This is a genomic window from Kribbella caucasensis (genome assembly GCF_004361855.1).
Lineage (GTDB): Bacteria > Actinomycetota > Actinomycetes > Propionibacteriales > Kribbellaceae > Kribbella > Kribbella caucasensis.
This window is the reverse complement of sequence record NZ_SNWQ01000010.1, coordinates 261994-288561: the sequence shown is the minus strand read 5'-3', so window position 1 is coordinate 288561 and position 26568 is coordinate 261994. Positions and strand designations below refer to the sequence as shown.

Below are 26568 nucleotides of genomic sequence, written 5' to 3'. Positions count from 1 at the left end.
GCGTACCACCGCTCCTCGTGAGCATAGATCCTCGCTCGTCCTTGCCCAGCAGACAACCCTTGGACAACGCGGGCCGCTCGTAGGGGCGCTCGCTCTCGTCGCCGATGAGAACGATCCGACCCGTAAAGCCCTGCTACCGCTATGTCTGGGCCGCAGTCGCACCGGCCAGACTGGCGCCGACGATGAGGTAGGTGGGCTCCTTGTTCATGATGACCTTTCCAATAGCGAAATCTCGGAGACGGCGCGGCAGAGCGGGCGTTAAGTGGAAGTCGTTGAGCCTGCTTCAGGTCCGGACGCTGGCTTCGGCGACCGGCCCCGCTTACGAGCCGTGTCGGGCAAGTGCGTACTTGACGGCGAGACGCGACAGCGCCAGGGCGGCGACCAGCAGACCGAAGTCCCGCAGTGCGACGTCGTAGAAACCGGGGATCGTCAGCAGGTTGACGATGATGCCCGCGAGCCAGGCCGCGACGAGCAGCCCGCCGTAGCGCGGCGCCAGGGCGACGACCAGGCCGGCAACGACCTCGATGACGCCCACGGCGTACATCGCGTCCTGCCCGGAGCCCGGAACGATGTCGTTGATCCACGACGCCAGATAGCCCGGCCACTCAGTCAGCAGGTTGGCGAACTTGTCCAGTCCGAACACGATCGGCGCGACCGTGAAGACCGTTCGCAAGGCCAGAAAGGCCTGGTACGCCGGGTCGGACAGCGCCTCCCGGCCGGTTGTGCCGCTGCTGGGCACCTCAGTCGTCATAGCTCCCAACTCCTTCTAAAATAGATGTACCTTGACTTTAGAAGGCCTACAGGTTTTCGTCAATGGAAGTTGGCTTTAGAGTGAGTGCCGTGGACGACACCTTGGTAGCCCGGATCTTGGCAGTCGCCGCGTTGGAGGAGCCGACGCGGCGCCGGCTGTACGACCACGTCGTACGCCAAGCAGCCCCGGTGACCCGGGACGAGGCCGCCACCGCCGTGGGAGTGCCACGCGCGACCGCCGCATTCCACCTCGACCGGCTGAACGACGAGGGCCTGCTCGATGTCGTCTACGAGCGCCGCTCCGGCCGGTCCGGGCCTGGCGCGGGACGGCCGTCAAAGCTGTACCGGCGCTCTGACCGGCACGTCGCTGTCTCCCTGCCAGAACATCGCTACGACCTAGCCGGACGCCTGCTGGCGACAGCGATCGAGGACGCCGAAGCCACTGGTGAATCCCCACGGGCAGCTCTCGATCGGCTCGCCCGCAAACTAGGCAACGAACTCGGTGCCGCTGCGCGCGATACCACCAGTGGGGCATCCCGCCCGGATGCCGTGATGGGCGTCCTCGAACAACAAGGCTTCGAGCCCCGTGCCGACGCGAACGCAATCGTCCTGGGCAACTGCCCATTCCATTCGCTGGCCCAGCAGCACACCGACCTGGTCTGCGAGATGAACCTCTGCCTCCTCGACGGACTCCTGACAGGCTTGGACGCCACCCAACTGCAAGCCCACCTCAAGCCAGAGCCCGGCCACTGCTGCGTCCGCCTCGAGCCCGCCCCGGAACCCGGCTCATGAGCCGCCGTAGAGGTGCTCGGAAATCGGCCCAGGGGTGGCTAGCTCGACTACAGACGACTCGTCGACAAGGGCTCGGGCCAGTCATCGCAACGCGTCGATGTCGACTTCGACGTGGTCTTGCCTGAGTTCGCGGCCGGTGGGGCGAGTCTGGTGTGGACCTGGTTCGCGCAGTCGCTTGGACTTGCCCGATCCTGGCTGTGCCGATCCTGCTGCTGCCGACCGCGTTGGCTTGTCGGGGAGACGCGGCACTGCGGGTGACCACCTACCTGGGAGCTGCCTCTGCCGTTTTGTCGCTCATCGGGTTTCTGCGCTGGGCCAAGGCGATATCCTCCTCGCCACCGCGATCTCCGACTTCCCCGTCTGGGACCTGGGCGGTCTCCTCGGAAGCCATCTCTGGACGTTGTGGCTGGTCGCGATCGGCGCTCTGCTGTTCCGACGGGTAGCTAGCCCGGCGGGCCGTGCAGTTCACGGGTCCACAGCCAGTCGACGATGCGGCCGACGCCCCGGGCGAGATGGCGGCGGTAGGTGGTGAAGGGCAGGCCGAGCACCTCGGCGGCGCGTTCCTGGGTGGCGGCGGGTCGCAGGTAGGTCCGGTCGACGGCTCGGAAGGGTTTGTCGTCACGGGGGTCCGCCCGGAGTGACTCAGCCGCCTCCAGCAGCAGGGCGCGAAGGGTGTCCGCCGACGGATCACCGTGGTCACGGACCAGCCTGGAACGGAGCAGCGGATTGCTGGCGAGTAGGTCCGGTCGGTGCAGAGCGCGCAAGGCGGCACGGACCGCCTGGGCGAAGTCCGGCTGGGAGAGCACCAGTTCCGGGTCGGCACCGGTCGGCGGCCCGGCGGGAGCGCCGATCTCCCGGTCGGACATCAGCTCCAGCGAGGCCGCGGGGCCCAGCCGCCGGAAGTCGTGGGCGAACACGGCGTAGTGATGGGTGCCGACCTCGTACTCCGCCTCGTGGGCACGGTGGTAGTCGATGTAGGCGAAGAACGGCTCCCAGAAGGACGCATCCTCCTAGCACGCGATGAAGTCCCACGACAGGCCCGGCGTGGTCAGGACGTGCTGGATGTGCCGCGCGGTGATCACGTTGTTCGACCCCGACGGCCGCTGGTAGGCATCGCGATCCATGAAGAACCTGGCCGCATAAACGCTGTCGCCCGGCCGTGGCGAGCCGTGTCGCTGCACGTACTCCCAGATCGCGGCGACGCCGCGGTCGGCGGCGAGGTCGGACTCGCCGGCCTGATGGAGGGCGATCTCCCCGCCGTAGCCGATCGGTTCGCCGGATCCGGCCCGGATCGCGATGAACGTCGCCGCAGGGTGCTCCATCCAGTGCGCCACGAGCTCGGCCTGCTCGGCCCCCTGATGCCGCCTGGTCATCGCGACGATCGGGGCTCGATCCTCGTCACGGAGCTCGTCGGGGAATGCCTGACCGAAGCTCACCCAGTCCCAGAAGCTGCTCATCGCCGGGTTGTTGCGGTGCAGGAAGATGATGTCGGCGGTCCAGCGGTGCTGTTCCAGTCCCCTGGTCCGTCCTGCCTGCTCCACTAGGTGCCGACGTACCCGCCGATGCAGTTCGGCGTACGAGGCGCGGTCCCGCCAGCGCAGATCCGCGTCGAGGACATCCCGCGCCACGTCATGCGGAAACACGCCGTACGGGTCCTCCTCGATGAACGACAGCCCGCGCAGCCAGCCGAACAGCTCATGCGCGTCATCGCCCCCGAGCGCGGTGCGCAGCAGGTCTTCCGTGGTGAACCGGGCATGGGCACAGGCCTTCAACGCTTCCCGGTGCCGGGGGCTGGGGACCCACTCGACGAAGTGTTCGAGCAGCACCCGCACCACGTCCGGCGATTCCTGCAGGGACAGGCCCGGCGCGAGGGCACCTCGGTGCTGCTCGACGACATCGACCAGCAGGGACAGTGCGAGCGGATGACCGTGAGTCATCTCGAGCACCTGCCCATGCAAGTCCTCGGGCACACCCGCGGCATGAAGGTAGGCGCGTGCGTCGTCGGGTTGCAGGTTGCGCAGGGCAACCACTCGCAACAACTCACCCCAGCCGAGGTCGCTCGCCCACTGCGGTGACGGCGGCGTCCGCCCGGCCGCCACGACCAGCGCGGCTGCGGGAAGCGCCGGCAGGAACTCCTCACGCAGCCAGTTGTCCAGCGGCACCAGCTGCTCGTAGGTGTCGATGAAGAGAATCGGGCGACGGTGCGCCTCCAGGCTTTCCAGTGGTGCGGCGCGCTCCGGTATGCCGAGGGCCGCTCCGAGTGCCGCGAAGAACGCGGACGGCGACGGCTCGATCGTCCGGGCGACGAGGCGGACCGGCGTGGCGTCCGCCTCCTCGGCGACCTGAGCGAGGGCGCCGAGCAAAGCGGTCTTACCGATCCCTCCCGGCCCGTAAACGAACAGCACGGTGAAGCCGGGCTCGTCCGACGTCAACGCGGTCCGGAACAACTCGATCTCACCGGTCCGCCCGACGAACCGCCGGCGCCGCGCCTGCCGGAGCCGGTCCGCAACCGTGATCACACCGATCTGTGCCGACTTGCCACGGCTCGTCATGCGCCACCCCCTTCGGCACCACCCCGAGCGGCAGGGTGCACTGCGCCTCAGTCCAACGTGCCCCGCGCCGGGTTGGCGGTCAAGACGGATGGACGTCTCGTACGCGTTCGGACAGCGATTGGACAGCGATTGGTCTGGAAGGTGAGCAGGTCGGCGCCGCACGCTTCCGGCACTGATACAACTCCGGAGGTGTGACATGGCGGAAATCCTCGTGCTGGGCGCCGGCCTCAACGGCCTGGTCACCGCGATGCTCCTGGCTCGCGACGGCCACAGCGTGACCGTCCTGGAACGGGACGACGCCGCACCCGGCGACGACGCCGACAGCGTTTGGCGCAGGTGGCAACGGCCGGGAGTGAACCAGTTCCGCCAGCTGCACTTCATGCTGCCCCGCTGGCGGGCGCAGATGCAGCACGAACTGCCGGCCGTACTCGAGCAGGTGATCGCCTTCGGCGGCTCCCGCGTGAACGTGGTCGGTGCGCTGCCCGCCGACATGTCCGGCGGATGGCGCGACGGCGACGAGCGGTTCGAGACGGTCACGGCCCGGCGTCCGATCCTCGAGGCAGCGGCCGCAACCGTCGCGAACCGGACCGACGGTGTCCGGATCCGCCGCGGCGTCGCGGTCACCGGGTTGCTCACCGGGCGCCGCGTGATCGCAGCGGCGCCACACGTGACCGGTGTCGTGGTCGACGACGGCGCCGAACTCCGTGCCGATCTCGTCGTCGACGCGACGGGGCGACGGTCGCCAGTGGGTTCCATGGTCGAGTCCGCCGGAGGCCGCCGCCCCCGCGAGGAGCGCGAGGACTCGGGATTCGTGTACTACGCCCGCCACTTCCGTTCGACGGACGGATTCCACCCCGCGGCCATGGGCACGCTTCTCCAGCACTTCGAGAGCCTGTCGGTCCTGACCCTTCCCTGCGACAACAGCACCTGGGGCGTCGGGTTCATCACGTCCGCGCGGGACAAGCAGCTGCGCGGTTTGCGCGACACATCGTCTTGGCTCGCGGCGCTGAAGCTGTTCCCGACTGTCGCCCACTGGGGCGATGCCGATCCGATCACCGACGTACAGGTGATCGCAGGCATCGAGGACCGCTATCGCCGGTTCGTCGTCGACGGCGAACCCGTGGTCACCAGGCTGGTCGCGGTCGGCGACGCGTGGGCGTGCACCAACCCCTCGCTCGGGCGCGGGGCGTCGATCGGGATGCTCCACGCCTGCGCGCTCCGCGACCTGCTCCGCGAGGTCGACCCGGACCAGCCGGAGAAGCTGGTACGGCGGTTCGACGAAATCACCGAGAGCACGGTCACCCCGCTGTACAGGATGACCGTCGCCTTCGACCGGCACCGGCTGAGCGAGATCGCCGAGGACGCCGCCGGCGAGCCATGCCACACGTCGGACGCCAGCTGGGCGATGAGCAAAGCGCTGTACGCGGCCGCGCAGCACGATCCCGACGTACTGCGTGCGTACGCGTCCGTCATGTCGATGCTGTGCACACCCCAGCAGGCGCTGGCAGCGCCCGGCATGGTCGGCATGGTCCTCACGCTCGGCGCCAACGCGCCCCGGTACCCGATACCGAGCCCCGGCCGCGCGGAGCTGCTGTCCGCGATCGCCGACCCAGGTACGCCGCGCTGACGCCGACAACCGGACCGATCACCGCAACCAGCCGAAACCAGTAAGGAGCTCGCCATGCGTCTAGACATCAACGGAACAGTCCTCGAGGTGAACGACAACGGAAACGGCCAGCCCGTCCTCCTACTCCACGGCTGGCCCGACACCCACGAGGTCTGGCGCCACCAGATCACCGCGATCGGCGAGGCCGGATACCGAACCATCGCACCCGATCTTCGCGGATTCGGTCACTCGGACAAGCCCGAAACCGTCGCAAGCTACGGCATCATTCAGATGGTCAGCGACCTGATCGGACACCTCGATCGCCTCGATGTGCCCCACGCCCACGTCGTGGGCCACGACTGGGCGGTGCGATCGGCGCGGTGTTCGCCGCCCTGTCGCCCGAGCGGGTCGCCAGCCTGACCTGCCTCTCGGTCGGCCATCCGGCGGCGTTCGCCGCCGCGGGCTGGGAACAACGCGAGAAGTCGTGGTACATGCTGCTGTTCCAGTTCCCCGGCGTAGCCGAGCACTGGCTCGCCGCCGACGACTTCGCCAACCTCCCCAGCTGGAGCAGGCATCCAGACATCGACTCCGTCGTCGCACACCTCCGCGACCCCGCCGGCCTCACCGCAAGCCTCGCCCTGTACCGGGCGATCCTGCCGCCGGAATCGCTGATCCGACCACCGACCGAGCTGCCGCCCATCCATGCGCCGACCATGGGGCTCTGGAGCACCGAGGATTTCGCGATCACCGAACAAGCGCTAACCGGCACCGCAGCCTTCGTTCACGGCCCCTGGCGATACGAGCGGATCGACGGCATCGGCCACTGGCCACAGCTCGACGCACCGAACCAGGTGAACGCCCTGCTACTCGACTTCCTGACCAGCCTTCCCGCCCCGACCACCGCCACCGCAGGAGGCACGCCAGTCCGATAGCCCGCCGACCGATTGCGACCAGTCGAGTGACTGTTACATGCGAGACGACACCAGGTATGACGAACTGTCCATGCATCCACAACGGATCCGGGATCACAGGATGTCTTGACCGCCTGCCAAGCGCGGAGCATCGTGACGTGAGAGAGCCTATTTCTCCGGCCTGGGGGGCGACAGGAGGGGAAGAGCAATGGGCACAACAGACGAGGCCGTCGTCAAGCGGTTCTACGAAGAGCTGTGCAACGACCGGAAGAACGAGCTCGCCGACGACCTTGTCACCGCCAGCCACCGAGTGCACGACCCGCAGGTCAACGCCGATGACGGACCGGCCGGCATGGCCGCGGCCATCAGCACCTACCAAACCGGTGTCGACGGCCACTGGGAGATCCGTGACATCTTCTCGGCCGGCGACAAGGTCGTCGCGCGGTGGACCGGAAGCGGACGGCATGTCGGCGACGTCAACGGAATCCCGGCCACGGGCCGCGAGGTCAGCGACATCGAGGGGATCTCGGTCCACCGGATGGAAGACGGAAAGATCGCGGAGACCTGGCAGGTCTGGGACACCCTCGGCTTCCTCCAGCAACTCGGCGTCATCCCCGCGAAGTAGACAACACCGGACTGCAGACCAACACGACAAGCACAGCCCGCCGCCTGAGCTCCACGGGACCTGCCCCGAACGAATCCAGGGGGCAGGGCCATGGAGAACGGACGGAACACTCGCTCCGCCCGGACACTCCCGCTGCTCAGACGTTTAGCTGGATGCGTGTGGTTAAGGTACGTGTCCCTCCTCGGACACGTGGGGTTCAAGTCCCTGGGGGATACGAACCCTGAAGTTTTGGTACGCAAGTACAGCCGAGCTCGCCGTTCGCGGGCTCGGCTGTACTTGTTCTGAGGTGCGGGCTGGGGCTAGGACGCCAGGTAGATGGTCTTCAGCAGTCGGTAGGCGTGGATTCCCTCGCGGCCGAGTTCTCGGCCTAGGCCGCTGGCCTTGACGCCGCCGAAGGGGGCGGTGGGGTCGTTGACGTAGGCGTTGATGCCGATCGTGCCGGTGTGGACCCTGCGGGCGACGGACTCGCCGCGGTCGGGGTCGGTGGTCCAGACGGTGCCGCCGAGGCCGTAGTCGCTGGCGTTCGCGATCGCGATCGCTTCTTCCTCAGAGGAATACGGGATCACCGACAGCACTGGTCCGAAGATCTCCTCCTGGGCAATGGCGTGCTGGTTGTCGACCTCGGCGAACACCGTCGGCTCGACGAACCACCCCTGGTCCAAATCGGCCGGCCGTCCGCCACCGGTGGTCAGCCGGGCGCCGTCGTTGAGGCCCTTCGCGATGTACGACTCGACCCGATCCCGCTGCCGCGACGACACGAGTGGACCGACCTGCGTCGCCGGGTCCATCGGATCGCCCAGACGTAGGGATCCGGCCAGACCGGTGACGGTGTCCACGACCTCGTCGTACCGCGATCGAGGCGCGAGCACTCGGGTGCCGAGCCAACAGATCTGCCCGTTGTTCAGCAAGGTCGCCGCGAAGAAGCTCTCGATCGACGGCTGCAGGTCGGCGTCGTCGAGCACGATCGCGGCCGACTTCCCGCCGAGTTCGAGGGTGACCGGCCGGAGCAGTCGTCCGCAGGCTCCCCGATCGCACGACCGGCGGCGGTCGAGCCGGTGAACGACACCTTGTCCACCTGAGGATGCGAGACCAGATAGGCACCGAGCTCGCGCCCACCGGGAACGACGTTCAGAACCCCGTCGGGCAGCCCAGCGTCGAAAGCCGCCTCACTCATCAGGAGAGCGTCCAGCACGGTCTCCGGTGCCGGCTTGAGTACCACGGTGCAGCCCGCGGCCAGTGCGGGTGCGAGCTTCAGGAAGGTGATTGCCTGCGGCACGTTCCAGGGGACGATCGCCGCGACAACCCCGACGGGCTCGCGGATCACCACCGAGTTGCCGCCGAGCATGCCCGGCCGGACCTCCTCATGCGCCACGTCGCGCACGAGACCCCCGTAGTACCGCAGCAGCAGCGGTGGAAACGGTCCCTCGAACTGCTGCGCCAGCCAGATCGGCATCCCGTTCTGCACGCTCACCCGGCGCTGGATCTCCTCGCTGCGCTTCTCCAGCGCGACCGCGAACCGCTCGAGGACCTCCGCGCGGCGCGCCGGCTCCCACCGCGACCACCCCGCAGGATCGTCGAAGGCCTTGCGCGCGGCGGCGACCGCGGCGTCGATATCGGCCTTACACCCTTCCGGTACGACGCCGACCTGCTCCTCGGACGTCGCGGAGTGCACGGGGATGGTGCCCGATCCGGCCGGCGAGGTCCAGCCGCCCCCGATGTACAGCTTGTCGTACTCGATCATGGCCATGTCCTCAGATGATCAGTCGTGCACGAGCACGATCTTGACGGCGTCACCACGGTGCTGCGCGGCGACGGCTTCGTTGATGCGGGCGAACGGCATCGTGGTGATGAGCTTGTCGAACGGGAACCGCCCGGCGCGGTGCAGCTCCAGCAACTGCGGGATGAACACGTCGGGGACGCTGTCGCCCTCGACGATGCCGGTGATAGTTGCCCCGAGCATCTGTGCCTGAATCAGGTTGACCGGCAAGGCGGCCGCCGGATCGGACGGTACGCCGATGATCCCGACCGTCCCGCGCTGCGCGAGCGACAACATCGCCTGCTCCAGGACGCCCACCACACCGGTCGTGTCGATCACGTAGTCGACACCACGGCCGATGATCGCCCGGACCTGCTCGGACACTGGCCCGTCGGCCGGGTCGATCGCATGCGTCGCGCCGAGCGCCAGAGCGAGCTCGCGACGCTGGACAAGCGGCTCGACCACGATGACCGTGCCGAGCTCGCGGACCCCGGCCGCCAGTACGGCGGACAGACCAACCGACCCACCACCAAGCACCAACAACGAGGACCCGGGTGAGCAGTCCAATGAATTCAGTACGGCGCCCGCACCGGTCTGCACGCCACACCCCAGCGGACCGACCATCGACAGCGGTGCGTCAGCGGGCAGCTTGACCACGTTGCGCTCGTGAGCAATCGCATGCGTGGCGAACGACGACTGCCCGAAGAACTCGGAACCCAGCACCGTGTCGCCGGACCGCAGCGTGCTGCTCCCGTCCGGCCGGACTCCGGCGAAGTTGAGCGGCATGAAGCTTTGGCAGTACGACGGCTCGCCGCGGACGCACTGCACACACTCCCCACAGCTGTTGAAGGTGAGCGCCACCTTGTCGCCTTGAGCAACCTTCGAGACACCCGGACCGATGGCAACGACCACCCCACTCCCCTCATGCCCGAACACCCCGGGCAACGGGAACGGCAGATGACCGTCCTTCGCCGCGAGGTCCGTGTGACACAAGCCGACACCGGCGATCTCGACCAGCACCTCACCGGCGCGGGGATCATCGAGCGTGACCTGCTCGAGTGAGAACGACCCACCGAGTTCCCTCGCCACCGCTGCAGTGATTTCCATGACTTCTCTCCGTTCATAAACCGTTGGTGTCAGGAACCCGGACGCGGACCCCACCGCAGCCTTCGCCGACGATCAGCTGGCACGACAGCCGCGACTCCGGACGGACGCCTTCGGCGAACTCGAGCAACTCGCGCTCCTCGTCCGAGACCTCGTCGAAGAGCCCCGCGTCGACGTACACATGACAAGTCGCGCACGAGCAACTGCCACCGCACTCGGCGACGATGCCCGCGAGGTTGTTCCGGACCGACCCGTCCATCACGCTCTGCCCGCACGGAACGTCGACCTCGTGCACAGAGCCGTCTGGCAACTCATAGGTGACTGTGGGCATGACCGCTCCTCAGCAGCTTCTTGGCAGCCATGAACTCGCCCGGCGCGTTGGCCGTCTCGACGGCGGTGACGGCGCCGGCATCGTCGTGGTGCAACAGCGCGAACCGCCCGGACGCCGGCTCACCTCGTCGTACGACGTGACACCCCGGGACGACCACACCCGCGATCTTGAGCTTGAGATCGAACTGATCCGACCAGAACCACGGCACCTCGGGAGCCGGCGCTTCAGCGCCGAGGATCGCCGCCGACACCTGCCGCGCCTGCTCGGTAGCACTCGGAATGCTCTCCAGCCGCATCAAGCCGTCCACGCCGGGCACCGGCCGCCGGGTGACGTCACCGATCGCGAACACCGCCGAGTCACTGGTCCGCGCGGATCCGTCGACGACGATCCCCTGGTCGCAGTCCAGCCCGGCCGCGACGGCGAGCTCATCACGAGGTACGGCGCCCACCCCAACAACCACGACGTCACACGGGATCGCCGTACCGTCGTCGAGTACGACGGCTCGCACCTGACCATCCCGGCTGGTGAGGCGTCGCACCTGAGCACCCGTGATGATCGTCGTCCCGCGCTCGCGGTGGTACGAGGCCAGTATGGCGGACAACTCCTCACTCGCCACCCGGGCGAGCACCCGCTGCTCCCGCTCGACGATGGTCACCTCGACGCCGTTCGCACGAGCCGCGGCGGCGACCTCCAAGCCGATATAGCCGCCGCCGATGATCACGACCCGGCGATCCGCGGTGAGGTGTTTGCGCAGTGCACGCGCATCCTCGAGCGTCCGGAGCGAGACGACGCCACCAACGGTCACGCCGGGTACCGGCAGGTCGCGCGGGCGAGCTCCAGTCGCCAGTACCAGTACGTCGTACGGACAAGGACTCGATGCGTGCACGCGTCGATCGGCCCGGTCGATCGAGGACACCCGCTCGCCCAGGCGGACGTCGATGCGCTGCTCGGTGTAGAAGGGGGCCGGACGCAACCACTGCTCGAGCTCGCCGTCGACGAACTTCTTGGACAACGGCGGCCGGTGATACGGGAAGTCGACCTCGTCGCCGAACATGATGATCTCGCCGCGATGACCGCCTTGCCGCAGCAGCGCGGCCAGCGTAGTACCGGCATGACCGCCGCCGACCACCACGACTCGCGGGCTCACGCCAGCTCCAGCCGCACCGGCAGGTTCCGCAGCCCGCCCACGAAGTTGGTCTGCACGACCTTCCGGTCGCCCGTGATCGCGATGCTCCTGATCCGCGGCAGCAACTCCTCGAACAGGACCCGCAGCTCGAGCTTGGCCAGGTGCTGGCCGATGCACATGTGCGGCCCGTAGCCAAAGGCGATGTGCTTGTTCGGCTTGCGTTGCAGCCGGAAGGTGTCCGGATCGTTGAACACATCCGTGTCCCGGTTCGCGGACTGGTACAGCAACATGAACCGGTCGCCCGCCCGGATCTCCCGGCCGCGCAGGGTGTAGTCCTGCGTCGCCTGCCGGGTGAAGTGCTTGACCGGAGACGACCAGCGCAGACCTTCGTTAACGAGATCAGGCACCAGCGACATGTCCGCCTGCACCACCGCGAGCTGGTCCGGGTGCAAGGCCAACTGCTCGATCGTGCCCGCCATCGTGCTCGAGGTGGTGTCATGCCCGGCGGTAGCGATCGCGATGAACCAGCCGTACGCGAACGTGTTGGCGTAGTACTCCCCCGACTCGGTCCTGGCCGACGCGATCAGGGTCGCGAGATCCTCCCGGGGCGTCGTACGACGATCCTCGACAAGGACATCGAAGTACGCGTAGAAGTCCTTGATCGCCGCGGCCCGTTGTTGCGCGGCGGCCTCCGGCGTGAGCGGCTCGACATCGGCCCGCTGCGCGTCCGGGTCGGCGGTGCCGAAGAACTCCTGGGTGAGCGCCATCATCCGCGGCTCGTCGGACTCGGGTACGCCGAACAGCGTCATGATCACGTGCAACGGGTAGAACAGCGCGAACTCCTGGACGAAGTCGAGCTCGTTCACGCCCGGCCGGAGGTACTTGCCGATCGCGTCGCGGGCGAGCGACCGGATCTGGTCCTCCCACTCTTCAGGTTCGCCGGCCGGAACCAGTCGGCGGCGATGTCCTTCATCGCCGTGTGCTCTGGCGGGCCGAGATATGTAAGGGTGTCCAGGATGCGGAGGCTGCCGCCGGTCAACTGCTGGGTGAAGGCGTCGCCGGCCTGGTTCTGCAGGATCGGGTTGTGCGAGCCGGGCCGGTCGGCGCCGCCGCTGGTGAACACATGCGGCTGCCGTTCGATCTCCATGATGTCGGCGTGCTTGCTGACCAGCCAGATCGGGTCGTAGCCGTCGACCGAGATCTTCGCGAGCGGGTTGTTCTGCCGCAACCAGCGATAGGCCTCGAACAGTCCGGCGTCGTCGCGGTGGCCCTCTGGCAAGACGATCCGCCGGGCCACCTCCTCCGGCGTCACCAGAACGTCGGCACTCTCGACTGTGGTCATGGTCTCTCCCACCAGGATCGGAGACGTTATGGTCCAATACTTGGTCCATTAATGGGAGAGACACATCACCCCGGAGGGAGAGATTCCTACCCCTACGGGGTGAGGTGGTGATAGCGAGCGATCGCTTCGGCGCGACTCACCGTGCCCAGCTTGTGCAGCACGTGTTTGATGTGGGTCTTCACCGTGCCGGCCGAGATGTACAGCCTGGCCGCGATCTGGTCGTTGGACTCTCCGGCGGCCAGGTGCCGCAGCACCTCCAGCTCGCGCCGGGTGAGCTCCGCGAGCGGCCCGCTCACGACGTACGACTGACGCGGGGTGAGCGGTCGTTCCGGTCCGAGTACGTCGGAGTCGCGGAGACCGTCGATCAGATCCCCGACGGAACGGGCCTGCTCGTCCAGCCGGCATTTCAACGTGATCAACTGCTCGCGGAGGATCGCCCGCTCGAACACGAACCCCAGCCCTTCGGCGAACAGCCCGAGCAGGTCTCGGTCGAGTTCGGTGAGACCGCCGCTCGTTCCGTTCTGGTCGGCGTGCAGCAGGCCGACCACCGCGTCCTCGGCGACCAACGGCGCCGCGACGTAGTCCCGAGTGCTCATCAGCGCCTTGAGTTGCGGATGCACCCGTGGATTGGTTTGTGCGTCGTGGACCAGCACCGGCAGACGACGCCGCACGACGTCACCCTCGGGCCACCCGGCGTCGGTCCGGCCCGGCGTCGCAACCCCGATCCGGATCATCTCCTGCGTCATCGTCGTATCCCCCGCGACATAACCGGACCTCGCGGTCCAGGTCGTGCCGCGCAGCCGGGACAGCAGCACGCGGTTGAAGCCGAGCCGGTGCGCGACAGCCGGCACCGACTCGACGAGCTCCGAGACAGAGTCCATCGACCGCAGGCAGCGCAACGCCTCATGGGCGTCGCCCACCGCGGTCGATCCGATCATCTAGCTACTGTAGAATGGTATGACCTTAAAAACAATCGTAGCTATTCATCGGAGGAGGGTCAGTGTCCGCACACCTGATCGTCGACGGCGGGCCTGAACGGCTCTTCGGTTTCCGGGCCCACCATGCCGACGGGCGTCGTACCGGCTCGATGAGCACCGGAGCCTGGCTGGCCGGTCCGGGTGGGATCCCGCGGGGCGGGGCGCTCGGCGTGCTGGTCGACAACGTGCTCGGTACGACCATCTCCGCCGCGCACCCCGATGGCGACTGGTCGGTCAGCACCGAGATCGGGATCGATGTCGTCGGGGCGATTCCGGTCGACGGCAGCACTGTCCGGGCCACCGTCGAGTCGATCGAGGTCGCAACCATCGGCGCGTTCGCAACCGGTGACGTCATCGATGCCGCTGGCAACGTGATCGCCCGCTGCCGGCAGCGCGGCCGCTTCGTCTCGGCGCCCGAACCAGCCGCCACGAACGGCCGGACCGACGGACTACGGAGTGACAGAGAGGCCGACCTGATGAGCCGGATCGGCGCTGTCGCCTCGCTGGCGGAGGACGTCCTCGAGTTGACCACGACTCCGGTCCTGGCCAACCCGATGGGCAATCTGCACGGCGGCGTGAGCTTGTGCGTCTCTGAATGGGCAGGCGCTCTGGCCCTCAGCCGCGTCGCCGCTCCCCTGACCACGACGTCCGTACACGTGGCGTACTTGCGCCCCATCCCGATCGGCACCCGAGTCCGCTTCACCCCCCGCGTCGTACACGCCGGCCGCACGCTCGGCGTTGCCCACGTGACCAGCCACAACGAAGCCGGCAAACCCTGCACAGTCACCACCCTCGTCACCCACTGACGAGCAGGCGGTGGACCTCGGCGGCAAGGTCGACGCCCTCGTGGACGTCCCCCGCCGCGATGATCAGCGTCAGATGTTCGGCGCCGGCGGCGACGTACGGCGCCAGTTTCGTGGCGACCATCTCCGGGGTGCCGGACGCCGTGACGTGCTCGAACTTCTCGGCGGGCAGGTTGTAGAGCGCCTCGAGCCTGCGACCCAGCAGGTCCTGCGCCCGCGCAGCGTCGAGCCCAAGTCCGCACCACATGTTCAGGCCGAACCAGGACGGCGCCGGACGACCCAGGTCCGCGGTGGCGGCGCGGATCCGTTCGACGGTGTCGGCGAACCTGCGGGCCGAGCAGAACAGACCCAGCCAACCATCCCCGTACCTCGCCGTACGCCGTACAGCAACGTCGCCGGAACCACCGACCACCAGCGGAACCGGCGGATCGGGCACCGGCAGAATGCTTGCCTTCCGCAACGAGAAGAACCGCCCGTCGTGGTCGACGGTCTCGCCGTCCGCGAGCCTCCGGAGCAGCTCGAGTGTCTCGTCGAGCCGGCGCCCGCGGGTCGCGGGATCGACGCCGGCGTTGGAGACCTCGCTACGGTCCTCACCACCGACGCCGACGCCGAGCACCAGCCGCCCGGGCGCGAGCTGCGAGATCGTCGACAGCTGCCGCGCGATCAGCATCGGATGCCGCAGCGCCGCGAGATAGACCCCGACCACCACGTCGAGACCGTCGTGCGCGGTGAGGATCGAGGTCGCCGAGACCAGTCCGTCGAACCCCGCACCACCGTGGAAGCTGATGTGGTCGCCCGTCGTGACGTGGTCGAGGCCGACCTCGGCGATGTGGTCGAGCAGTCGTCGCCGCGCGGCCGGGTCGGGGATGAGCAGGTCCTCGTTGACCGCGACGCCCACTTTCACGAGGCGGCGACCTTGCCCAGCATCGCGGTGGCGATGATCCGCTTCTGGATCCCGGCGGTGCCGTCGGCGATCAGGTAGCTGGCGACGTCGCGGTACCGCTGCTGCAGCGGGAGTTCCGTCGAGTAGCCGAGATTCCCGAACGTCACCAGAGCGGTTTCGATCGCATCCTTGGCAACGATCGGCGGCCACCACTTCGACATCGCGGCGTACTGCGTGTGCTTCTCCCCCGCCTCACGCGTCCACAGCGACCGATAGCACAGCCAGCGCGCAGCCTCCAGGTACGTCGCCTGTTCGGCGAGCGGGAAGGACACACCCTGGAATGCCGCCAGCGGCCGGCCGAACGCCTCCCGCTGCACCGCCCACGCACAGGCCTCGTCGATGCTCGCCTGCGCGGCACCGAGGCAGAGCAGACCGAGCGCCGGTCGGCTGAAGTCGAAGTGCTCCATCGCTGCGGCGAACCCCCGGCCAGGCTCACCCACGAGATGGTCCCCCGGCACGAAGACGTCCTCGAACGACAGCTGACCCCAGCACAACGGCAACGCACCCATGCCCGGAGTGTGCGTGCGCGTGACGCCATCGGCATCGAGCGGTACGGCGAAGCAACTGATCCCCCGATACCCCTCCGACCCCGGCTCACGCGCGTACACCAATGCGACCGCTGCCGCCGTCGCGAGAGTGATCGCGATCTTCTCGCCGCTGATCCGCCAGCCACCCGGGACCCGCCGTGCCTCCGTCCGCATACCCGACACGTCCGACCCACCCGACGGCTCGGTCACAGCGATCGCCGCGACGGCCTCGCCAGCCACCAACTGCGGCAGCCAACGATCGACCACCGCCGCCTGCCCGTTCTCCGCGAGCTGGGACGCGACCAGCCCGGACAGCACCGGAGCCGAGGCCACGTTCACATCGCCGTACGCAAGCGCCTCGGTGGCGATGCCGAGCGTGACCGGGTCCAGCTCACCACTGCCGCCGTACTTCTCCGGCAGCCCGATACCCAACACCCCCAGCCCGGCCAGCTGACGGTGTGCCTCCCAACTGAACTCCGGCCGAGCCGCGCGCTCGATGTAGTGCGGTGTGAGCTCAGCGGTGGCGAACTTCCGCAGTTGGAGGCGAAAGTCCTCCTGCTCCGGACTGAAGGCGAATGACAGCATGGGTCCCGACCTCCGTCAGCGGAATTCCGGTGGGCGTTTGGCGATGAAGGCGCGGATACCCTCGGCGGCCTCGCCGTGCTCGAAAAGTCCTTGTTCTTCGCGCGCTTCGGCCTGGAGGCCCTCGTCGAGTGGAAGTTCGTAGGCGGCGTCGACCGCGCGGATCACGGCGAGTTGCGCCAGAAGCGACGACGTCACGAGATCCGCGGCGAGAGTGAGGGCTTCCTTCAGAACGTCACCGGCGGTGAGCCGCTCGATGAGGCCGATCGCCAGCGCCTCGTCGGCCGGGACCTGGCGGGCGGTCAGCATGATGTCGAGGGCCCGGCCGCGACCGACCAGCCGGGGTAGCCGCTGGGTGCCACCCGCGCCGGGGATCAGACCGAGCTTCGCCTCGGGCAGGCCAAAGGCACCACGCGGGCCGCTCACCCGCAGCGTGCACGCCAAGGCCAGCTCAAGACCGCCACCGAGCGCGAGGCCGTCGATGGCGGCGATCGAGATCCACGGCGCGGCCGCTAGCCGGTCGTTGACGGCGCGCATCTGGTTGCCGTACGCAAGGAATGACTCGGCGTCGATGGACGACAGGTGCTTGATGTCGGCACCGGCGGCGAAGAAGCCGTCGAGGGCCGAGGACACGATCATCACCTTCACGTCGCCGGCCTGCTCCGCCGCGTCGATGGCGGCGTGCAGCCCGTCGAGGATCGGTACGCCGAGCGCGTTCGCCGGCGGCCGGTCCATCGTCACGACCCAGACGCCGGGACTCTCGGACCGCCAGCTGACCACCTCTGTCATCCGGGCTCCCTTCTCACGCCATTGTCAGGCCGCCGCTGACCGACAGCGTCTGACCAGTGATGAACCCGGCTCGGTCGGAGGCGAGGAAGGCGACGGCCGGTCCGATGTCCTCCGGCGTACCGAGCCTCTTCATCGGCACCGCCCGGGTCATCCCGCCGATCACCTTCTCCGCGTCGCCCGCTCCCTCGGCGAACTTCCGCAAGGCGGGAGTGTCGGTGGGTCCTGGGCAGACGGTATTGACGGTCACACCCTTCGCTGCGACCTCACGAGCGAGTGTTTTGCCGAAGGCGATGATGCCGCCCTTCGCGCCGGAGTACACCGCCTCCAGCGACGAGCCGACCCGGCCGGCGTCCGAGCCGATGTTGACGATCCGCCCGAAGCCACGCTCGGTCATTCCGGGTACGACGGCCTTCAGCACCCGCAGGGCGCCCTTGAAGTTGATGTCGAGGATCTTGTCCCAGAACTCTTCGGTGGTGTCGATGAACGGCATGAAGTCGTCCCAGCCCGCGTTGTTGACCACCACCTCGATCGGCCCGAGTTCGGCCCCGACCGTCCGGACCGCCGAGGCGACGGAGTCGGTCCGGGTCACGTCGATCTCGACCGCGATCGCTGTACCTCCGGCAGCGGTGATCTCCTTCGCGGTCTGCTCGGCGACCGGCAGGTTCAGGTCGGCTACGGCGACCTTGAAGCCGGCCTCCCCGAGCGCCGTGGCGATCCCCTTGCCGATGCCCTGGGCACCGCCGGTGACGATGGCGACTCTCATTGGTTCTCCTCCGAAGGTGACGGGTACCAGCGCACCGGACCGGCGACGATCGAGTGGCTGGTGAGCTTGCGGCCGAGCACGGTCTGCGCCATCCGGGCGGCGTCGATGACGGCGTCCAGGTCCAGGCCGGTGTCGACACCCATCTCGTGGAACATGCCGACCAGGTCCTCGGTGGCGATGTTGCCGGTCGACCCGGCGGGCACGGGACACCCGCCGAGCTCGCCGAAGCTGGACTCGAAGCTGGTGCAGCCGGCCTGCAACGCGGCGTAGGCGTTGGCCAGACCCTGACCGCGGGTGTTGTGGAAGTGCGCGGTGACCTCGGCGCCGCGCAGCCGCTCGATCGCAGCGGTGAAAAACTTCGACGCGTACGCCGGGTTGCACATGCCGGTGGTGTCGCCGAACCCGATCTCGGTCGCGCCCGCCTCGGCGAACTCCTCGGCGAGCCCAAGGACCCGGTCCATCGGCACGCGACCCTCGTACGGGCAGCCGAACGAAGTGGCGATCACAGCGCAGAAGCGGAGGTCGTCGGCGACGATGCGCTTGCCCATCACCTTCACGTCGGCCATGGTCTCCTCGACCGTGCGGTTGATGTTGCGCCGGTTATGGGTCTGCGACGCGCTGACGAACAGCGCCACCTCCGCGAACAGTTCGCGCACCGCGAGGGCGTTGTCGAGGCCCTTGCTGTTCGGCACCAGCACCATCCGGTCGACGCTGTCCGGCACCTCGATCCCACGCAGTACCTCCACGCCGTCGGACAGTTGCGGGATCACGTCCGGCCGGACGAAGCTCGCGACCTCGATCCGGGTGAACCCGGCGCGACCCAACGCATTGATCAGCCGGATCTTGTCCGCGGTCGCAATCGTCTCCGGCTCGTTCTGGAAGCCGTCACGGGGACCGACCTCCCGGATGTGCACGCTTGTCATGACAGCTCCACCAACGTCCTCATCAGGGCTTCTCGATGGGCCGGTGCGGCCACCGCGATCAGCCGGCGGGCCCGCTCGGCGACGGTGCATCCGGTCAGCAGCGCGACACCGTACTCGGTGACGACCGCGTCAACGTCGACGCGCGCGGTCGTCACCACCCCGCCGCGCAGCCTTGCGTTGATCGTCGACTCGCCGCCGATCTCCGAGCGCAGGGCGATCACCGATCGCGCGCCGGTCAGCGAAGCCGCCCGGCTGAAGTCGACCTGGCCGCCGACCGCGCCGATGTGGACGCCGCGGCGCAGCTCGGCACCGACCTGACCGAGCAGGTCGACCTCGATCGCCGAGTTGATCGACACCAGCGATCCGAGCTGCGACAGCACCGCCGGTGCATGCGTGTAGCTGGCCGGCCGGAACTCGATCGGGTAGTCAGGCAACCGGTCGTAGAGCTGCGTGCTGCCCAGCGCCGCGCCGGTGACGACGACACCTGGGTCGATCTCCTTCCGCGCCCCGGTGGCGACGCCCTTCTCCACCAGCGCCACGACCCCGTCGGTCACCATGCCGGTGTGGAAGCCGAGATCCGTGTGCCCGGTCAGCGATTCGAGTACGGCGTTCGGCAGCGAACCGACTCCGAGTTGCAGGGTGTCGCCGTCCTCGATCAGCCCGGCCACGTTCTCCGCGACCGCCCGGTCCACCGCGTCCGGCTCGCGGATCGGTGCCTCACGCAACGGTCGGTCGGTCTCGACGACGGCGGCGAACGCCGACAGCGGCAACCCGGGGCTGCCCTTCGTCCGCGGCATCCGCTGGTTGACCTCGGCAACCAACGTGCGCGTGTACTTGAGCGCGTCCGCGACGTACTCCACACCGATGCCGAGCGACACCACCCCATCCGCGTCCGGCGCCGACACCTGCAGCAGCCCGACGTCACACGGCAGCAGACCGCGCTCGAACATCCGCGGCAGCGCTGAGTAGTGACACGGCACGACGTCGAGCAGCCCGTGCCGCGATAACCGACGCAGCTCCCCCAGACCGCCGTACGAGAGAACTGTCAGGCCGTCGGGGACGGAGTCGGGCAGGTCACTGGACAGCCGGTCGTTCCACGTGAGGCCGCAGAAGGCGCGGATCGGCCCGATGTCGTCGACCTGCTCCAGCAGGGCGTTGACCAGCGGCTCCGGCTCGGCGCCACCTTGGCCCCACCAGACGCCGTCGCCGGCCGAGACGTACTTGCTGAGGTCGATCATGTGTCCACCCGCTGCACGAGCGTCGCCGTACCGAGGCCGCCACCGCAGCACATGGTGACCAGTCCGATCTCGGCGTCGCGGCGTTCCATTTCGGCGAGCAGGGTGCCGAACAGGCGCGCGCCGGATGCGCCCACCGGGTGGCCGAGGGCGATCGCGCCGCCGTTGACGTTGACGCGGTCCATGTCGGGCTTGAGTTCGCGCTCCCAGGCGAGCACCACCGAGCTGAAGGCCTCGTTGATCTCGACCAGGTCGATGTCGTCGATCGTCATCCCGTTGCGTTCCAGCAGTTTGCGGGTCGCCGGGATCGGGCCGCTGAGCATGATGATCGGGTCCACTCCGACCGTCGTCTGGTCGAGGATTCGCGCCCGCGGCTGCAGCCCGTACTTGTCGGCGGCTTCTGGCGACGCGATGACGACCCCGGCCGCACCGTCGGACATCGGCGAAGACGTTCCCGCGGTGATCCGCCCGTTCTCCCTGAACACGGTCTTGAGACCCGCCAGCGTCTCAAGCGACGTCTCCCCCCGGATCGCCTGATCGCTGGTACGACGCTCGCCGTCGAGCTGCAACGAGATCATCTCCCGCTCGAAGCGCCCACTGGCGACGGCCTCGGCGGCCAGCCGGTGCGACCTGACCGCGAACTCGTCCAGTTGGGTGCGGCTGAGGTCCCACCGCTCGGCGATCAGCTCGGCGCTCTCACCCTGTGGCACGAAGTCGTAGCGCTCCCGCAGCGCCGCCGGCCATGGATCGCCGTACAGCTCGGAGATCTTCGCAGGCGAGCTCATCGGCACGTGTCCCATGTGCTCGACACCGCCGGCGATCACGACGTCATGCGTGCCTGAGGCAACCAGTGCGGCGGCCATCTCGACCGCGGTCTGCGCGGAGCCGCATCGGCGATCGAGTACGGTCGCCGGCACCTCGGGTGGATAGCCGGCCTGTAGCCAGGCATTGCGCGCGACGTTCCGCGACTGCTCACCGAACGGCGCCGTACAGCCGATGACGAGGTCCTCGATCGCGGACGGCGCCAGTCCGGTGCTCGCCAGCAATGCGCCGTACACGGATCCGAGCATCTCGTTCGGGTGGGTGTCGCGATACCAGCCGCGTTCCGGGTGAGCCTTGCCCATGGGCGTGCGGAGCGCCTCGACGATCAGTGCCTCGCGACCTGCCATGCGTGCCATCAGATGACCGTCCCTCCGTCGACCGGCAGGACCTGGCCGGTGATGTACGACGCTGCGTCCGAGGCGAAGAACACGAACGTGGCCGCAATCTCGTCCGGCTCGGCCCAGCGACCCAGCGGGATCCGCGCCAGTGTCAGATCGGCCAGCTTCTCGTTGCCGCGGATGTTCTCGGTCATCGCGGTGGCCGCCAGCGGAGCGACTGCGTTCACGGTGATCTGCTTCCTCGCCAGCTCTCTGGCCAATGACTTGGTCAGGCCGACGACTCCGGCCTTGGCGGCACCGTAGTTGGCCTGCCCGATCGTGCCGACCAGACCGGCGGCCGAGGTGACGTTGATGATGCGGCCGGTGCCGTCCGTGGCCAGGTACGGCAACGCGGCCTGGCTCACGGTGAACGTGCCGCCGACATGGACGGTGAGGACGAGCTGGAACTGCTCGGCCGTCAGTTTCGGGAACATCGCCGGCGCGATCACCCCGGCGTTGTTCACTACGATATGCAAGGTGCCGCCGGTCAGGTCGGCAGCCTGGCCGGCCGCACGGGCAGCTTGCTCGGCGTCGCGTACGTCGAGCACCGCGGACTCCGCCCGGCCGCCGGCCGAGACGATCGCGTCGGCGACCGCGGCCGCCGAGTCCTTGTCCAGGTCGGTGACGAGAACGGCCGCGCCTGCGGTCGCGAAGGCCTTGGCGACTGCTGCTCCGATGCCGCTGCCCGCTCCCGTGACGAGGGCCGACCGGCCTGTCAGGGTGAACATCAGTAGCTCCTCGGCAGGCCGAGGACGTGCGAACCCAGGTAGTTCAGCACCATCTCCTGGCTGAGCGGGGCGATCTTGAGCAGCCGGGCCTCCCGGAAGTACCTCGCGACGTGGTACTCCTCGGCGTACCCCATCCCGCCGTGCGTCTGCAGCGCGCGATCCGCGGCTTCGAAGCCGGCGTCGGCGCACAGGTACTTCGCGGTGTTCGCCTCGCGGCCGCACGGGCGTCCGTTGTCGTAGAGCCAGGTGGCCTTGCGTAGTGCGAGCTCGGCGGCGTCGAGGCGTGCCAGCGAATCGGCCAGCGGGAACTGGAGTCCCTGGTTCATGCCGATCGGCCGGCCGAAGACGACCCGCTCGTTGCCGTACCGGACCGCGCGGCGCAGCGCGGCCCTGCCGAGGCCAAGGGCTTCGGCGGCCACCAGCATCCGCTCGGGGTTGAGGCCGTCGAGGATGTACTTGAAACCCTGACCCTCCTCGCCGACCCGGTGCTCAGCCGGGATGCGCAGGTCGTCGATGAACAGCTCATTCGACGTGACCGCGTTGCGGCCCATCTTCGCGATCGGCCGGATGTCGATGTGATCGCGGTCCAGATCGGTGAGGAAGAGCGTCAGCCCGTCCGTCTTCTTCGTGACGTCCTCGAATCTCGTCGTCCGGGTGAGCAGCAGGATCTTCTCCGATTCCATCGCCTTCGAGATCCACACCTTGCGGCCGTTGACGACGTAGTCCGATCCGTCCCGTTTGGCGAACGTCGTGATCCGGGTGGTGTCCTGGCCTGCGCCGGGCTCGGTCACGCCGAAGCAGACATGCAGGTCGCCGGTGACGATGCGCGGCAGGTTGTCCCGCTTCAGCTCCTCCGAGCCGTGCACGATCACCGGGTGCATCCCGAAGATCGACAGGTGCATCGAGCTCGCGCCGTTCATCCCCGCGCCGGACGCCGACACTTCCTCGAGCAGCAACGCCGCTTCGCTGATCCCGAACCCGTGCCCGCCGTACTCCTCCGGGGTCGTGATGCCGAGCCAGCCGCCGTCCGCGAACGCCTGGTAGAACTCGGCCGGGAACTCGTGCGCGGCGTCCTTCTCCATCCAGTACTGGTCGTCGAACTTGCCGGCCAGCTCGGCGACCGCGCGACGGATCGTCACCTGATCCTCGGTGAGCTCGAAGTCCACGACCGTTCCCTCCTCAAGTTTGTGGCACGATCATAACAAATGGTCTGACCAAAAAACTAGGCCAGGACAAGGGCGCTGGCGATGCGTTCGTTCCAGGCGGCCGGGCGGCCGTACAGGGATTCGTTGAGCTTGGCCCGCTTGTAGAACAGTTGCAGGTCGTGCTCCCACGTGTAGCCGATCGCGCCGTGCAGGGTCAGCGCGCTGTCGGCGACCCGACTACCGGCCGCTGTCACCTGGGCCTTGACCGCGGCGGCGTGCAGGTCCGATTGCGGTGCGGCGGCGTCTACCGAGGCGGCGGCGTAGTACACCGCGGACCTGGCCGCCTCGACCTCGACCAGGATCGTCGCGGCGGCATGCTTGACCGCTTGGAACGATCCGATCGGTACGCCGAACTGCTGCCGCTGCTTGCTGTAGGCAACAGTCATGTCGAGCATCTTCGCCATCGCTCCCAGCGTGTCCGCAGCCGTCAGTACGGCGGCTCGCGCGGCACACTCCGCCAGGAACGCCGAAGCATCCACGTCAAGCGACTCGGACGCCTCATCGTCGACAACCACATCAGCCACCGACCGGCTGCGGTCGAGCAAATGCCGGGCAACAACACGCACACCCTCAGCCGACACGAGCCGCAGCGCAGCTGCACCGTCAGGTTCGTCGACGACTGCGATGAAACGAGTCGCGACGCCACCGGCAAGCACCCGCCGAACGGTCCCGCGCAAACGACCCTCGGCGCCCGGCGCGAGGCGCGGTCCCTCGCCAGGGATGTCGTCCGCTGGAGACAGCAGTGCCAGCGGATCGCCGGTGAGAGCCGCTGCCACGTTGCCAACGCCCTGCCCGACCGCGAGCGCCGCAGGCGCGGCGGCGAGAGCCGACGCAGTCACGACGGTTGCGAGCCAGGTCGCGGAGGGGGCGCAGGCATGCGCGAGCAGCTCGGACGTCAGCGCGAGTTCGACGAGTCCGCCGCCCTGGCCACCGATCGACTCGGGTAGTCCGACGCCTGACCAGCCATCGCCGGCGAAGCGATCCGCGAACGAGAGCGAATCGCCGGCATCCAGCCAGCGGCGTACGACGTCGGGCGGCGCGACGTCGGCGAGCCAGCCGGCCAACGTTTCGCGGTAGGCGTCTTGTTCCTCGGAGAGCTGCCAGCGCATCAGGGCAGTCCCTTCACCTGAAGGCGGATCTCCTCGACCGCCTCCGGATTCTCCGCGCCGGACAGGTCGCCCGGATCCGCGTCGAGCACGGCCGCGCGGACGGCCCGGCGCAGGATCTTCGCGGACCTTGTCTTGGGCAACTGTTCGACCCGGACCACACGAGCAGGCGCGAACGGCTTACCCAGCTCGACGGCCACCAGGTTGGTGAGCCGTATCGCCATCGACCGGTCGTCAGCATCCGCGGCAGGGCGTCGTACCCAAAAGGCCCAGACCGACTCGCCCTTCGCCGGGTCGGGGATACCGACTACCGCACACTCGGCGACGTCCGGATCAGTGGCGAGCACGGACTCGATCTCGGCCGGCGCGACGCGCTTCCCGGCGATGTTCATCACGTCATCTGAGCGGCCGAGGATGTACCAGCCAGACGAGTCCACCAGGGCGTAGTCGCCGTGACGCCACAGACCCGGATACGTCGACCAGTACGCATCCCGGTAGCGCTCGTCGTCCTTCCACACCCCACGCGTCATCGACGGCCACGGCTGCCGGCACACCAATTCACCGACACTGCCACGCAGCGGCTGTCCGTCGTCGTCGACCACGTCGACATCCATGCCGAGCGCCGGTCCACCGAGCGAACAGCTCCGGATGTCCTCGACCGGGTACGGGCACAGGAACGAGCCACCCACCTCTGTCCCGCCGGAGAAGTTGATCACCGGGATCCGGCCGCCGAAGACGTCACGGGCCAGCCACTCGTACGACTCGGGATCCCATGGCTCACCGGTGGAGCCCAGGACGCGGACCGATGACAGGTCGCCGGCCGGATCGTTGCCAGCGGCACGCAATGTCCGGATCAGCGTGGGCGAGACCCCGAGCATCGACACCCGATGCTTTTGAACGAGGTCCCACAACCGGTTGGTGTCCGGCACGTCCGGAGAGCCTTCGTAGAGCAGCAGCGTTCCCCCGCACGCGTGGGTGCCGACGATCGACAGCGGCCCCATGATCCAGCCCATGTCGGTGATCCAGCAGAACGTCCGCCCGGGCGCCATCTCGAACCCGTACGCCACCTCACTTGCCACCTTCACCAGGAAGCCGGCGTGCGTGTGCACCGCGCCCTTCGGCCGCCCGGTCGTCCCGGAGGTGTAGGCGAGCAGCAGCACGTCCGACGCGGACGTGGGTTCGACGACCGGATCCGGGTCCGCGCTCAGCAACTCTCGCCAGGTGTCGTCCGCGACAACGAGCCGCACGCTCGGGCAGCTCTTCAGCGCCTCGTCCAGCTTTGACTCCATCGAGACGGCACGGCGACGACGCGTCGTACCGGCCGTGGTGATGACGGCCTTGGCGTCCGCATCCTGGATCCGCGCGGCGATGGCGGCCGGGGCGAACCCGGAGAACAGTGGCACGACCATCGCGCCGATGCTCGCCACCGCGTACGTCGCAACCACTGCCTCGGGCGTCATCGGCAGATAGATCGCGACCGCGTCCCCTTTGCCGATGCCGTGAGCGCGCAGTCCGGCCCGGACGCGCGCGACCTGGTCGTCGAGTTCGGCGAACGTCAGCCGCCGCACGGTCCCGGCCTCGGTCTCGTGCACGATCGCGACCGCATCCGGCGTCGCCGCTGCCCAGCGCACGACGGTCGCGTCCACGATGTTGATACCGCCGTCCACGAACCATTCCGGGTACTCGATCCCCCGGCTGAGGTCGACCACCTTCGTGTACGGCGTACCGAACGCGATACCGAGGTCGGACACGACGGCGTCCCAGAACGCACCGATGTCCGCCACCGACCGGGCACGCAGGGCATCCACATCTCCGACACCGAGCGCGCGCATCAGCCTTGCCACGTTGGAGTTCTCGAGATAGTCGGCGGTCGGGTGCCAGGTGTAGGTCATG

General features: G+C 68.3%; 26 protein-coding genes and 1 pseudogene. 6 read left to right on the top strand and 21 right to left on the bottom strand.

Going from position 1 to position 26568, the window contains the following annotated elements; translation table 11 throughout:
* Window positions 1–319: 319 nt before the first annotated feature.
* Window positions 320–751, bottom strand: coding sequence for a hypothetical protein (locus tag EV643_RS22160; RefSeq protein WP_133802014.1), 432 nt, complete (start codon window positions 749–751; stop codon window positions 320–322).
* Window positions 752–840: 89 nt separating this feature from the next.
* Between EV643_RS22160 and EV643_RS22155 the strand changes: the two genes are divergently transcribed.
* Window positions 841–1542 carry a helix-turn-helix transcriptional regulator gene (locus EV643_RS22155; protein WP_238165714.1) on the top strand — a complete coding sequence of 234 codons (702 nt, stop codon included), beginning with the start codon at window positions 841–843 and terminating at the stop codon, window positions 1540–1542.
* A gap of 443 nt (window positions 1543–1985) precedes the next feature.
* Here EV643_RS22155 and EV643_RS45015 read toward each other — a convergent pair whose 3' ends face one another.
* Together EV643_RS45015 and EV643_RS22150 are read right to left on the bottom strand one after the other, a co-directional pair.
* The gene (locus tag EV643_RS45015; protein ID WP_202869693.1) at window positions 1986–2459 is read right to left on the bottom strand and encodes a hypothetical protein; all 474 of its coding nucleotides are present in this window, start codon (window positions 2457–2459) and stop codon (window positions 1986–1988) included.
* Window positions 2460–2552: 93 nt separating this feature from the next.
* Window positions 2553–4094 carry an ATP-binding protein gene (locus EV643_RS22150; protein ID WP_202869692.1) on the bottom strand — a complete coding sequence of 514 codons (1542 nt, stop codon included), beginning with the start codon at window positions 4092–4094 and terminating at the stop codon, window positions 2553–2555.
* A 196-nt stretch (window positions 4095–4290) separates the two neighbouring features.
* On the opposite strand from EV643_RS22150, the gene EV643_RS22145 reads away from it, so the two are divergent.
* The 4 genes from EV643_RS22145 (at window position 4291) to EV643_RS22135 (ending at window position 7236) form a co-directional block, all read left to right on the top strand.
* Window positions 4291–5721, top strand: a complete 1431-nt coding sequence (locus EV643_RS22145) for an FAD-dependent oxidoreductase (protein WP_133802012.1) — start codon at window positions 4291–4293, stop codon at window positions 5719–5721.
* Between the two features lie 54 nt (window positions 5722–5775).
* Window positions 5776–6120 carry an alpha/beta fold hydrolase gene (locus EV643_RS45010; RefSeq protein WP_202869691.1) on the top strand — a complete coding sequence of 115 codons (345 nt, stop codon included), beginning with the start codon at window positions 5776–5778 and terminating at the stop codon, window positions 6118–6120.
* Entirely contained in the window at window positions 6081–6632 is a 552-nt protein-coding gene (locus tag EV643_RS45005; protein WP_202869690.1) for an alpha/beta hydrolase, read from the top strand. Before EV643_RS45010 ends, EV643_RS45005 begins: the two co-directional genes overlap by 40 nt.
* A 187-nt stretch (window positions 6633–6819) precedes the next feature.
* Window positions 6820–7236 (top strand): ester cyclase, encoded by a 417-nt coding sequence (locus EV643_RS22135; protein WP_133802011.1) that lies wholly within the window; start codon window positions 6820–6822, stop codon window positions 7234–7236.
* 299 nt (window positions 7237–7535) lie between these two features.
* On the opposite strand, the pseudogene EV643_RS22130 reads toward EV643_RS22135, so the two are convergent.
* The 7 genes and pseudogenes from EV643_RS22130 to EV643_RS45780 form a co-directional block, all read right to left on the bottom strand.
* Window positions 7536–8977 (bottom strand): annotated as a pseudogene (locus EV643_RS22130) (aldehyde dehydrogenase).
* A gap of 18 nt (window positions 8978–8995) precedes the next feature.
* Complete coding sequence (locus EV643_RS22125) at window positions 8996–10099, bottom strand: NAD(P)-dependent alcohol dehydrogenase (RefSeq protein WP_133802010.1); 1104 nt, start codon at window positions 10097–10099, stop codon at window positions 8996–8998.
* 13 nt (window positions 10100–10112) lie between these two features.
* Window positions 10113–10427 carry a 2Fe-2S iron-sulfur cluster-binding protein gene (locus EV643_RS22120; RefSeq protein ID WP_133802009.1) on the bottom strand — a complete coding sequence of 105 codons (315 nt, stop codon included), beginning with the start codon at window positions 10425–10427 and terminating at the stop codon, window positions 10113–10115.
* Window positions 10408–11574: an NAD(P)/FAD-dependent oxidoreductase gene (locus tag EV643_RS22115; RefSeq protein ID WP_133802008.1), complete on the bottom strand. Its 1167-nt coding sequence runs from the start codon at window positions 11572–11574 to the stop codon at window positions 10408–10410. The genes EV643_RS22120 and EV643_RS22115 overlap by 20 nt, the downstream gene beginning before the upstream one ends.
* Complete coding sequence (locus EV643_RS45790; RefSeq protein ID WP_238165713.1) at window positions 11571–12419, bottom strand: cytochrome P450; 849 nt, start codon at window positions 12417–12419, stop codon at window positions 11571–11573. Before EV643_RS45790 ends, EV643_RS22115 begins: the two co-directional genes overlap by 4 nt.
* On the bottom strand, window positions 12416–12895 hold the full coding sequence (locus EV643_RS45785) for a cytochrome P450 family protein (protein ID WP_238165712.1): 480 nt from the start codon (window positions 12893–12895) through the stop codon (window positions 12416–12418). The genes EV643_RS45790 and EV643_RS45785 overlap by 4 nt, the downstream gene beginning before the upstream one ends.
* A gap of 92 nt (window positions 12896–12987) precedes the next feature.
* Entirely contained in the window at window positions 12988–13833 is an 846-nt protein-coding gene (locus tag EV643_RS45780) for a LuxR C-terminal-related transcriptional regulator (RefSeq protein ID WP_133802007.1), read from the bottom strand.
* Window positions 13834–13895: 62 nt separating this feature from the next.
* On the opposite strand from EV643_RS45780, the gene EV643_RS22100 reads away from it, so the two are divergent.
* Complete coding sequence (locus tag EV643_RS22100; RefSeq protein WP_133802006.1) at window positions 13896–14678, top strand: PaaI family thioesterase; 783 nt, start codon at window positions 13896–13898, stop codon at window positions 14676–14678.
* Here EV643_RS22100 and EV643_RS22095 read toward each other — a convergent pair.
* The 11 genes from EV643_RS22095 to EV643_RS22045 are packed head-to-tail and all read right to left on the bottom strand — an operon-like array spanning window position 14668 to window position 26567.
* On the bottom strand, window positions 14668–15579 hold the full coding sequence (locus tag EV643_RS22095; RefSeq protein ID WP_202869688.1) for an LLM class flavin-dependent oxidoreductase: 912 nt from the start codon (window positions 15577–15579) through the stop codon (window positions 14668–14670). The two genes, EV643_RS22100 and EV643_RS22095, sit on opposite strands and share 11 nt — an antisense overlap.
* A complete protein-coding gene (locus EV643_RS22090) occupies window positions 15576–16730 on the bottom strand; it encodes an acyl-CoA dehydrogenase family protein (protein WP_133802005.1) in 1155 nt (384 codons plus the stop codon). Before EV643_RS22090 ends, EV643_RS22095 begins: the two co-directional genes overlap by 4 nt.
* Before the next feature lie 15 nt (window positions 16731–16745).
* A complete protein-coding gene (locus EV643_RS22085) occupies window positions 16746–17516 on the bottom strand; it encodes an enoyl-CoA hydratase/isomerase family protein (RefSeq protein WP_133802004.1) in 771 nt (256 codons plus the stop codon).
* A 13-nt stretch (window positions 17517–17529) separates the two neighbouring features.
* Complete coding sequence (locus EV643_RS22080) at window positions 17530–18279, bottom strand: SDR family NAD(P)-dependent oxidoreductase (protein ID WP_133802003.1); 750 nt, start codon at window positions 18277–18279, stop codon at window positions 17530–17532.
* The gene (locus tag EV643_RS22075; RefSeq protein WP_133802002.1) at window positions 18276–19202 is read right to left on the bottom strand and encodes a hydroxymethylglutaryl-CoA lyase; all 927 of its coding nucleotides are present in this window, start codon (window positions 19200–19202) and stop codon (window positions 18276–18278) included. The genes EV643_RS22080 and EV643_RS22075 overlap by 4 nt, the downstream gene beginning before the upstream one ends.
* The gene (locus tag EV643_RS22070; protein ID WP_133802001.1) at window positions 19199–20440 is read right to left on the bottom strand and encodes an acetyl-CoA hydrolase/transferase family protein; all 1242 of its coding nucleotides are present in this window, start codon (window positions 20438–20440) and stop codon (window positions 19199–19201) included. The genes EV643_RS22075 and EV643_RS22070 overlap by 4 nt, the downstream gene beginning before the upstream one ends.
* Window positions 20437–21615, bottom strand: a complete 1179-nt coding sequence (locus EV643_RS22065; RefSeq protein ID WP_133802000.1) for a thiolase family protein — start codon at window positions 21613–21615, stop codon at window positions 20437–20439. The genes EV643_RS22070 and EV643_RS22065 overlap by 4 nt, the downstream gene beginning before the upstream one ends.
* Entirely contained in the window at window positions 21615–22364 is a 750-nt protein-coding gene (locus EV643_RS22060; protein ID WP_133801999.1) for an SDR family NAD(P)-dependent oxidoreductase, read from the bottom strand. Before EV643_RS22060 ends, EV643_RS22065 begins: the two co-directional genes overlap by 1 nt.
* A complete protein-coding gene (locus EV643_RS22055; RefSeq protein WP_133801998.1) occupies window positions 22364–23530 on the bottom strand; it encodes an acyl-CoA dehydrogenase family protein in 1167 nt (388 codons plus the stop codon). The genes EV643_RS22060 and EV643_RS22055 overlap by 1 nt, the downstream gene beginning before the upstream one ends.
* Before the next feature lie 56 nt (window positions 23531–23586).
* Window positions 23587–24678, bottom strand: a complete 1092-nt coding sequence (locus EV643_RS22050) for an acyl-CoA dehydrogenase family protein (protein ID WP_133801997.1) — start codon at window positions 24676–24678, stop codon at window positions 23587–23589.
* Window positions 24678–26567: an AMP-binding protein gene (locus EV643_RS22045; protein ID WP_133801996.1), complete on the bottom strand. Its 1890-nt coding sequence runs from the start codon at window positions 26565–26567 to the stop codon at window positions 24678–24680. The genes EV643_RS22050 and EV643_RS22045 overlap by 1 nt, the downstream gene beginning before the upstream one ends.
* Between the last annotated feature and the right edge of the window lies 1 nt (window position 26568).

Coding starts and splice junctions, on each gene's coding strand:
- EV643_RS22160 (WP_133802014.1), bottom strand. CDS start 751: ATGACGACTGAGGTGCCCAGCAGCGGCACAACCGGCCGGGAGGCGCTG.
- EV643_RS22150 (WP_202869692.1), bottom strand. CDS start 4,094: ATGACGAGCCGTGGCAAGTCGGCACAGATCGGTGTGATCACGGTTGCG.
- EV643_RS22145 (WP_133802012.1), top strand. CDS start 4,291: ATGGCGGAAATCCTCGTGCTGGGCGCCGGCCTCAACGGCCTGGTCACC.
- EV643_RS45010 (WP_202869691.1), top strand. CDS start 5,776: ATGCGTCTAGACATCAACGGAACAGTCCTCGAGGTGAACGACAACGGA.
- EV643_RS22135 (WP_133802011.1), top strand. CDS start 6,820: ATGGGCACAACAGACGAGGCCGTCGTCAAGCGGTTCTACGAAGAGCTG.
- EV643_RS22125 (WP_133802010.1), bottom strand. CDS start 10,099: ATGGAAATCACTGCAGCGGTGGCGAGGGAACTCGGTGGGTCGTTCTCA.
- EV643_RS22120 (WP_133802009.1), bottom strand. CDS start 10,427: ATGCCCACAGTCACCTATGAGTTGCCAGACGGCTCTGTGCACGAGGTC.
- EV643_RS45785 (WP_238165712.1), bottom strand. CDS start 12,895: ATGACCACAGTCGAGAGTGCCGACGTTCTGGTGACGCCGGAGGAGGTG.
- EV643_RS45780 (WP_133802007.1), bottom strand. CDS start 13,833: ATGATCGGATCGACCGCGGTGGGCGACGCCCATGAGGCGTTGCGCTGC.
- EV643_RS22090 (WP_133802005.1), bottom strand. CDS start 16,730: ATGCTGTCATTCGCCTTCAGTCCGGAGCAGGAGGACTTTCGCCTCCAA.
- EV643_RS22085 (WP_133802004.1), bottom strand. CDS start 17,516: ATGACAGAGGTGGTCAGCTGGCGGTCCGAGAGTCCCGGCGTCTGGGTC.
- EV643_RS22080 (WP_133802003.1), bottom strand. CDS start 18,279: ATGAGAGTCGCCATCGTCACCGGCGGTGCCCAGGGCATCGGCAAGGGG.
- EV643_RS22075 (WP_133802002.1), bottom strand. CDS start 19,202: ATGACAAGCGTGCACATCCGGGAGGTCGGTCCCCGTGACGGCTTCCAG.
- EV643_RS22070 (WP_133802001.1), bottom strand. CDS start 20,440: ATGATCGACCTCAGCAAGTACGTCTCGGCCGGCGACGGCGTCTGGTGG.
- EV643_RS22065 (WP_133802000.1), bottom strand. CDS start 21,615: ATGGCACGCATGGCAGGTCGCGAGGCACTGATCGTCGAGGCGCTCCGC.
- EV643_RS22060 (WP_133801999.1), bottom strand. CDS start 22,364: ATGTTCACCCTGACAGGCCGGTCGGCCCTCGTCACGGGAGCGGGCAGC.
- EV643_RS22050 (WP_133801997.1), bottom strand. CDS start 24,678: ATGCGCTGGCAGCTCTCCGAGGAACAAGACGCCTACCGCGAAACGTTG.
- EV643_RS22045 (WP_133801996.1), bottom strand. CDS start 26,567: ATGACCTACACCTGGCACCCGACCGCCGACTATCTCGAGAACTCCAAC.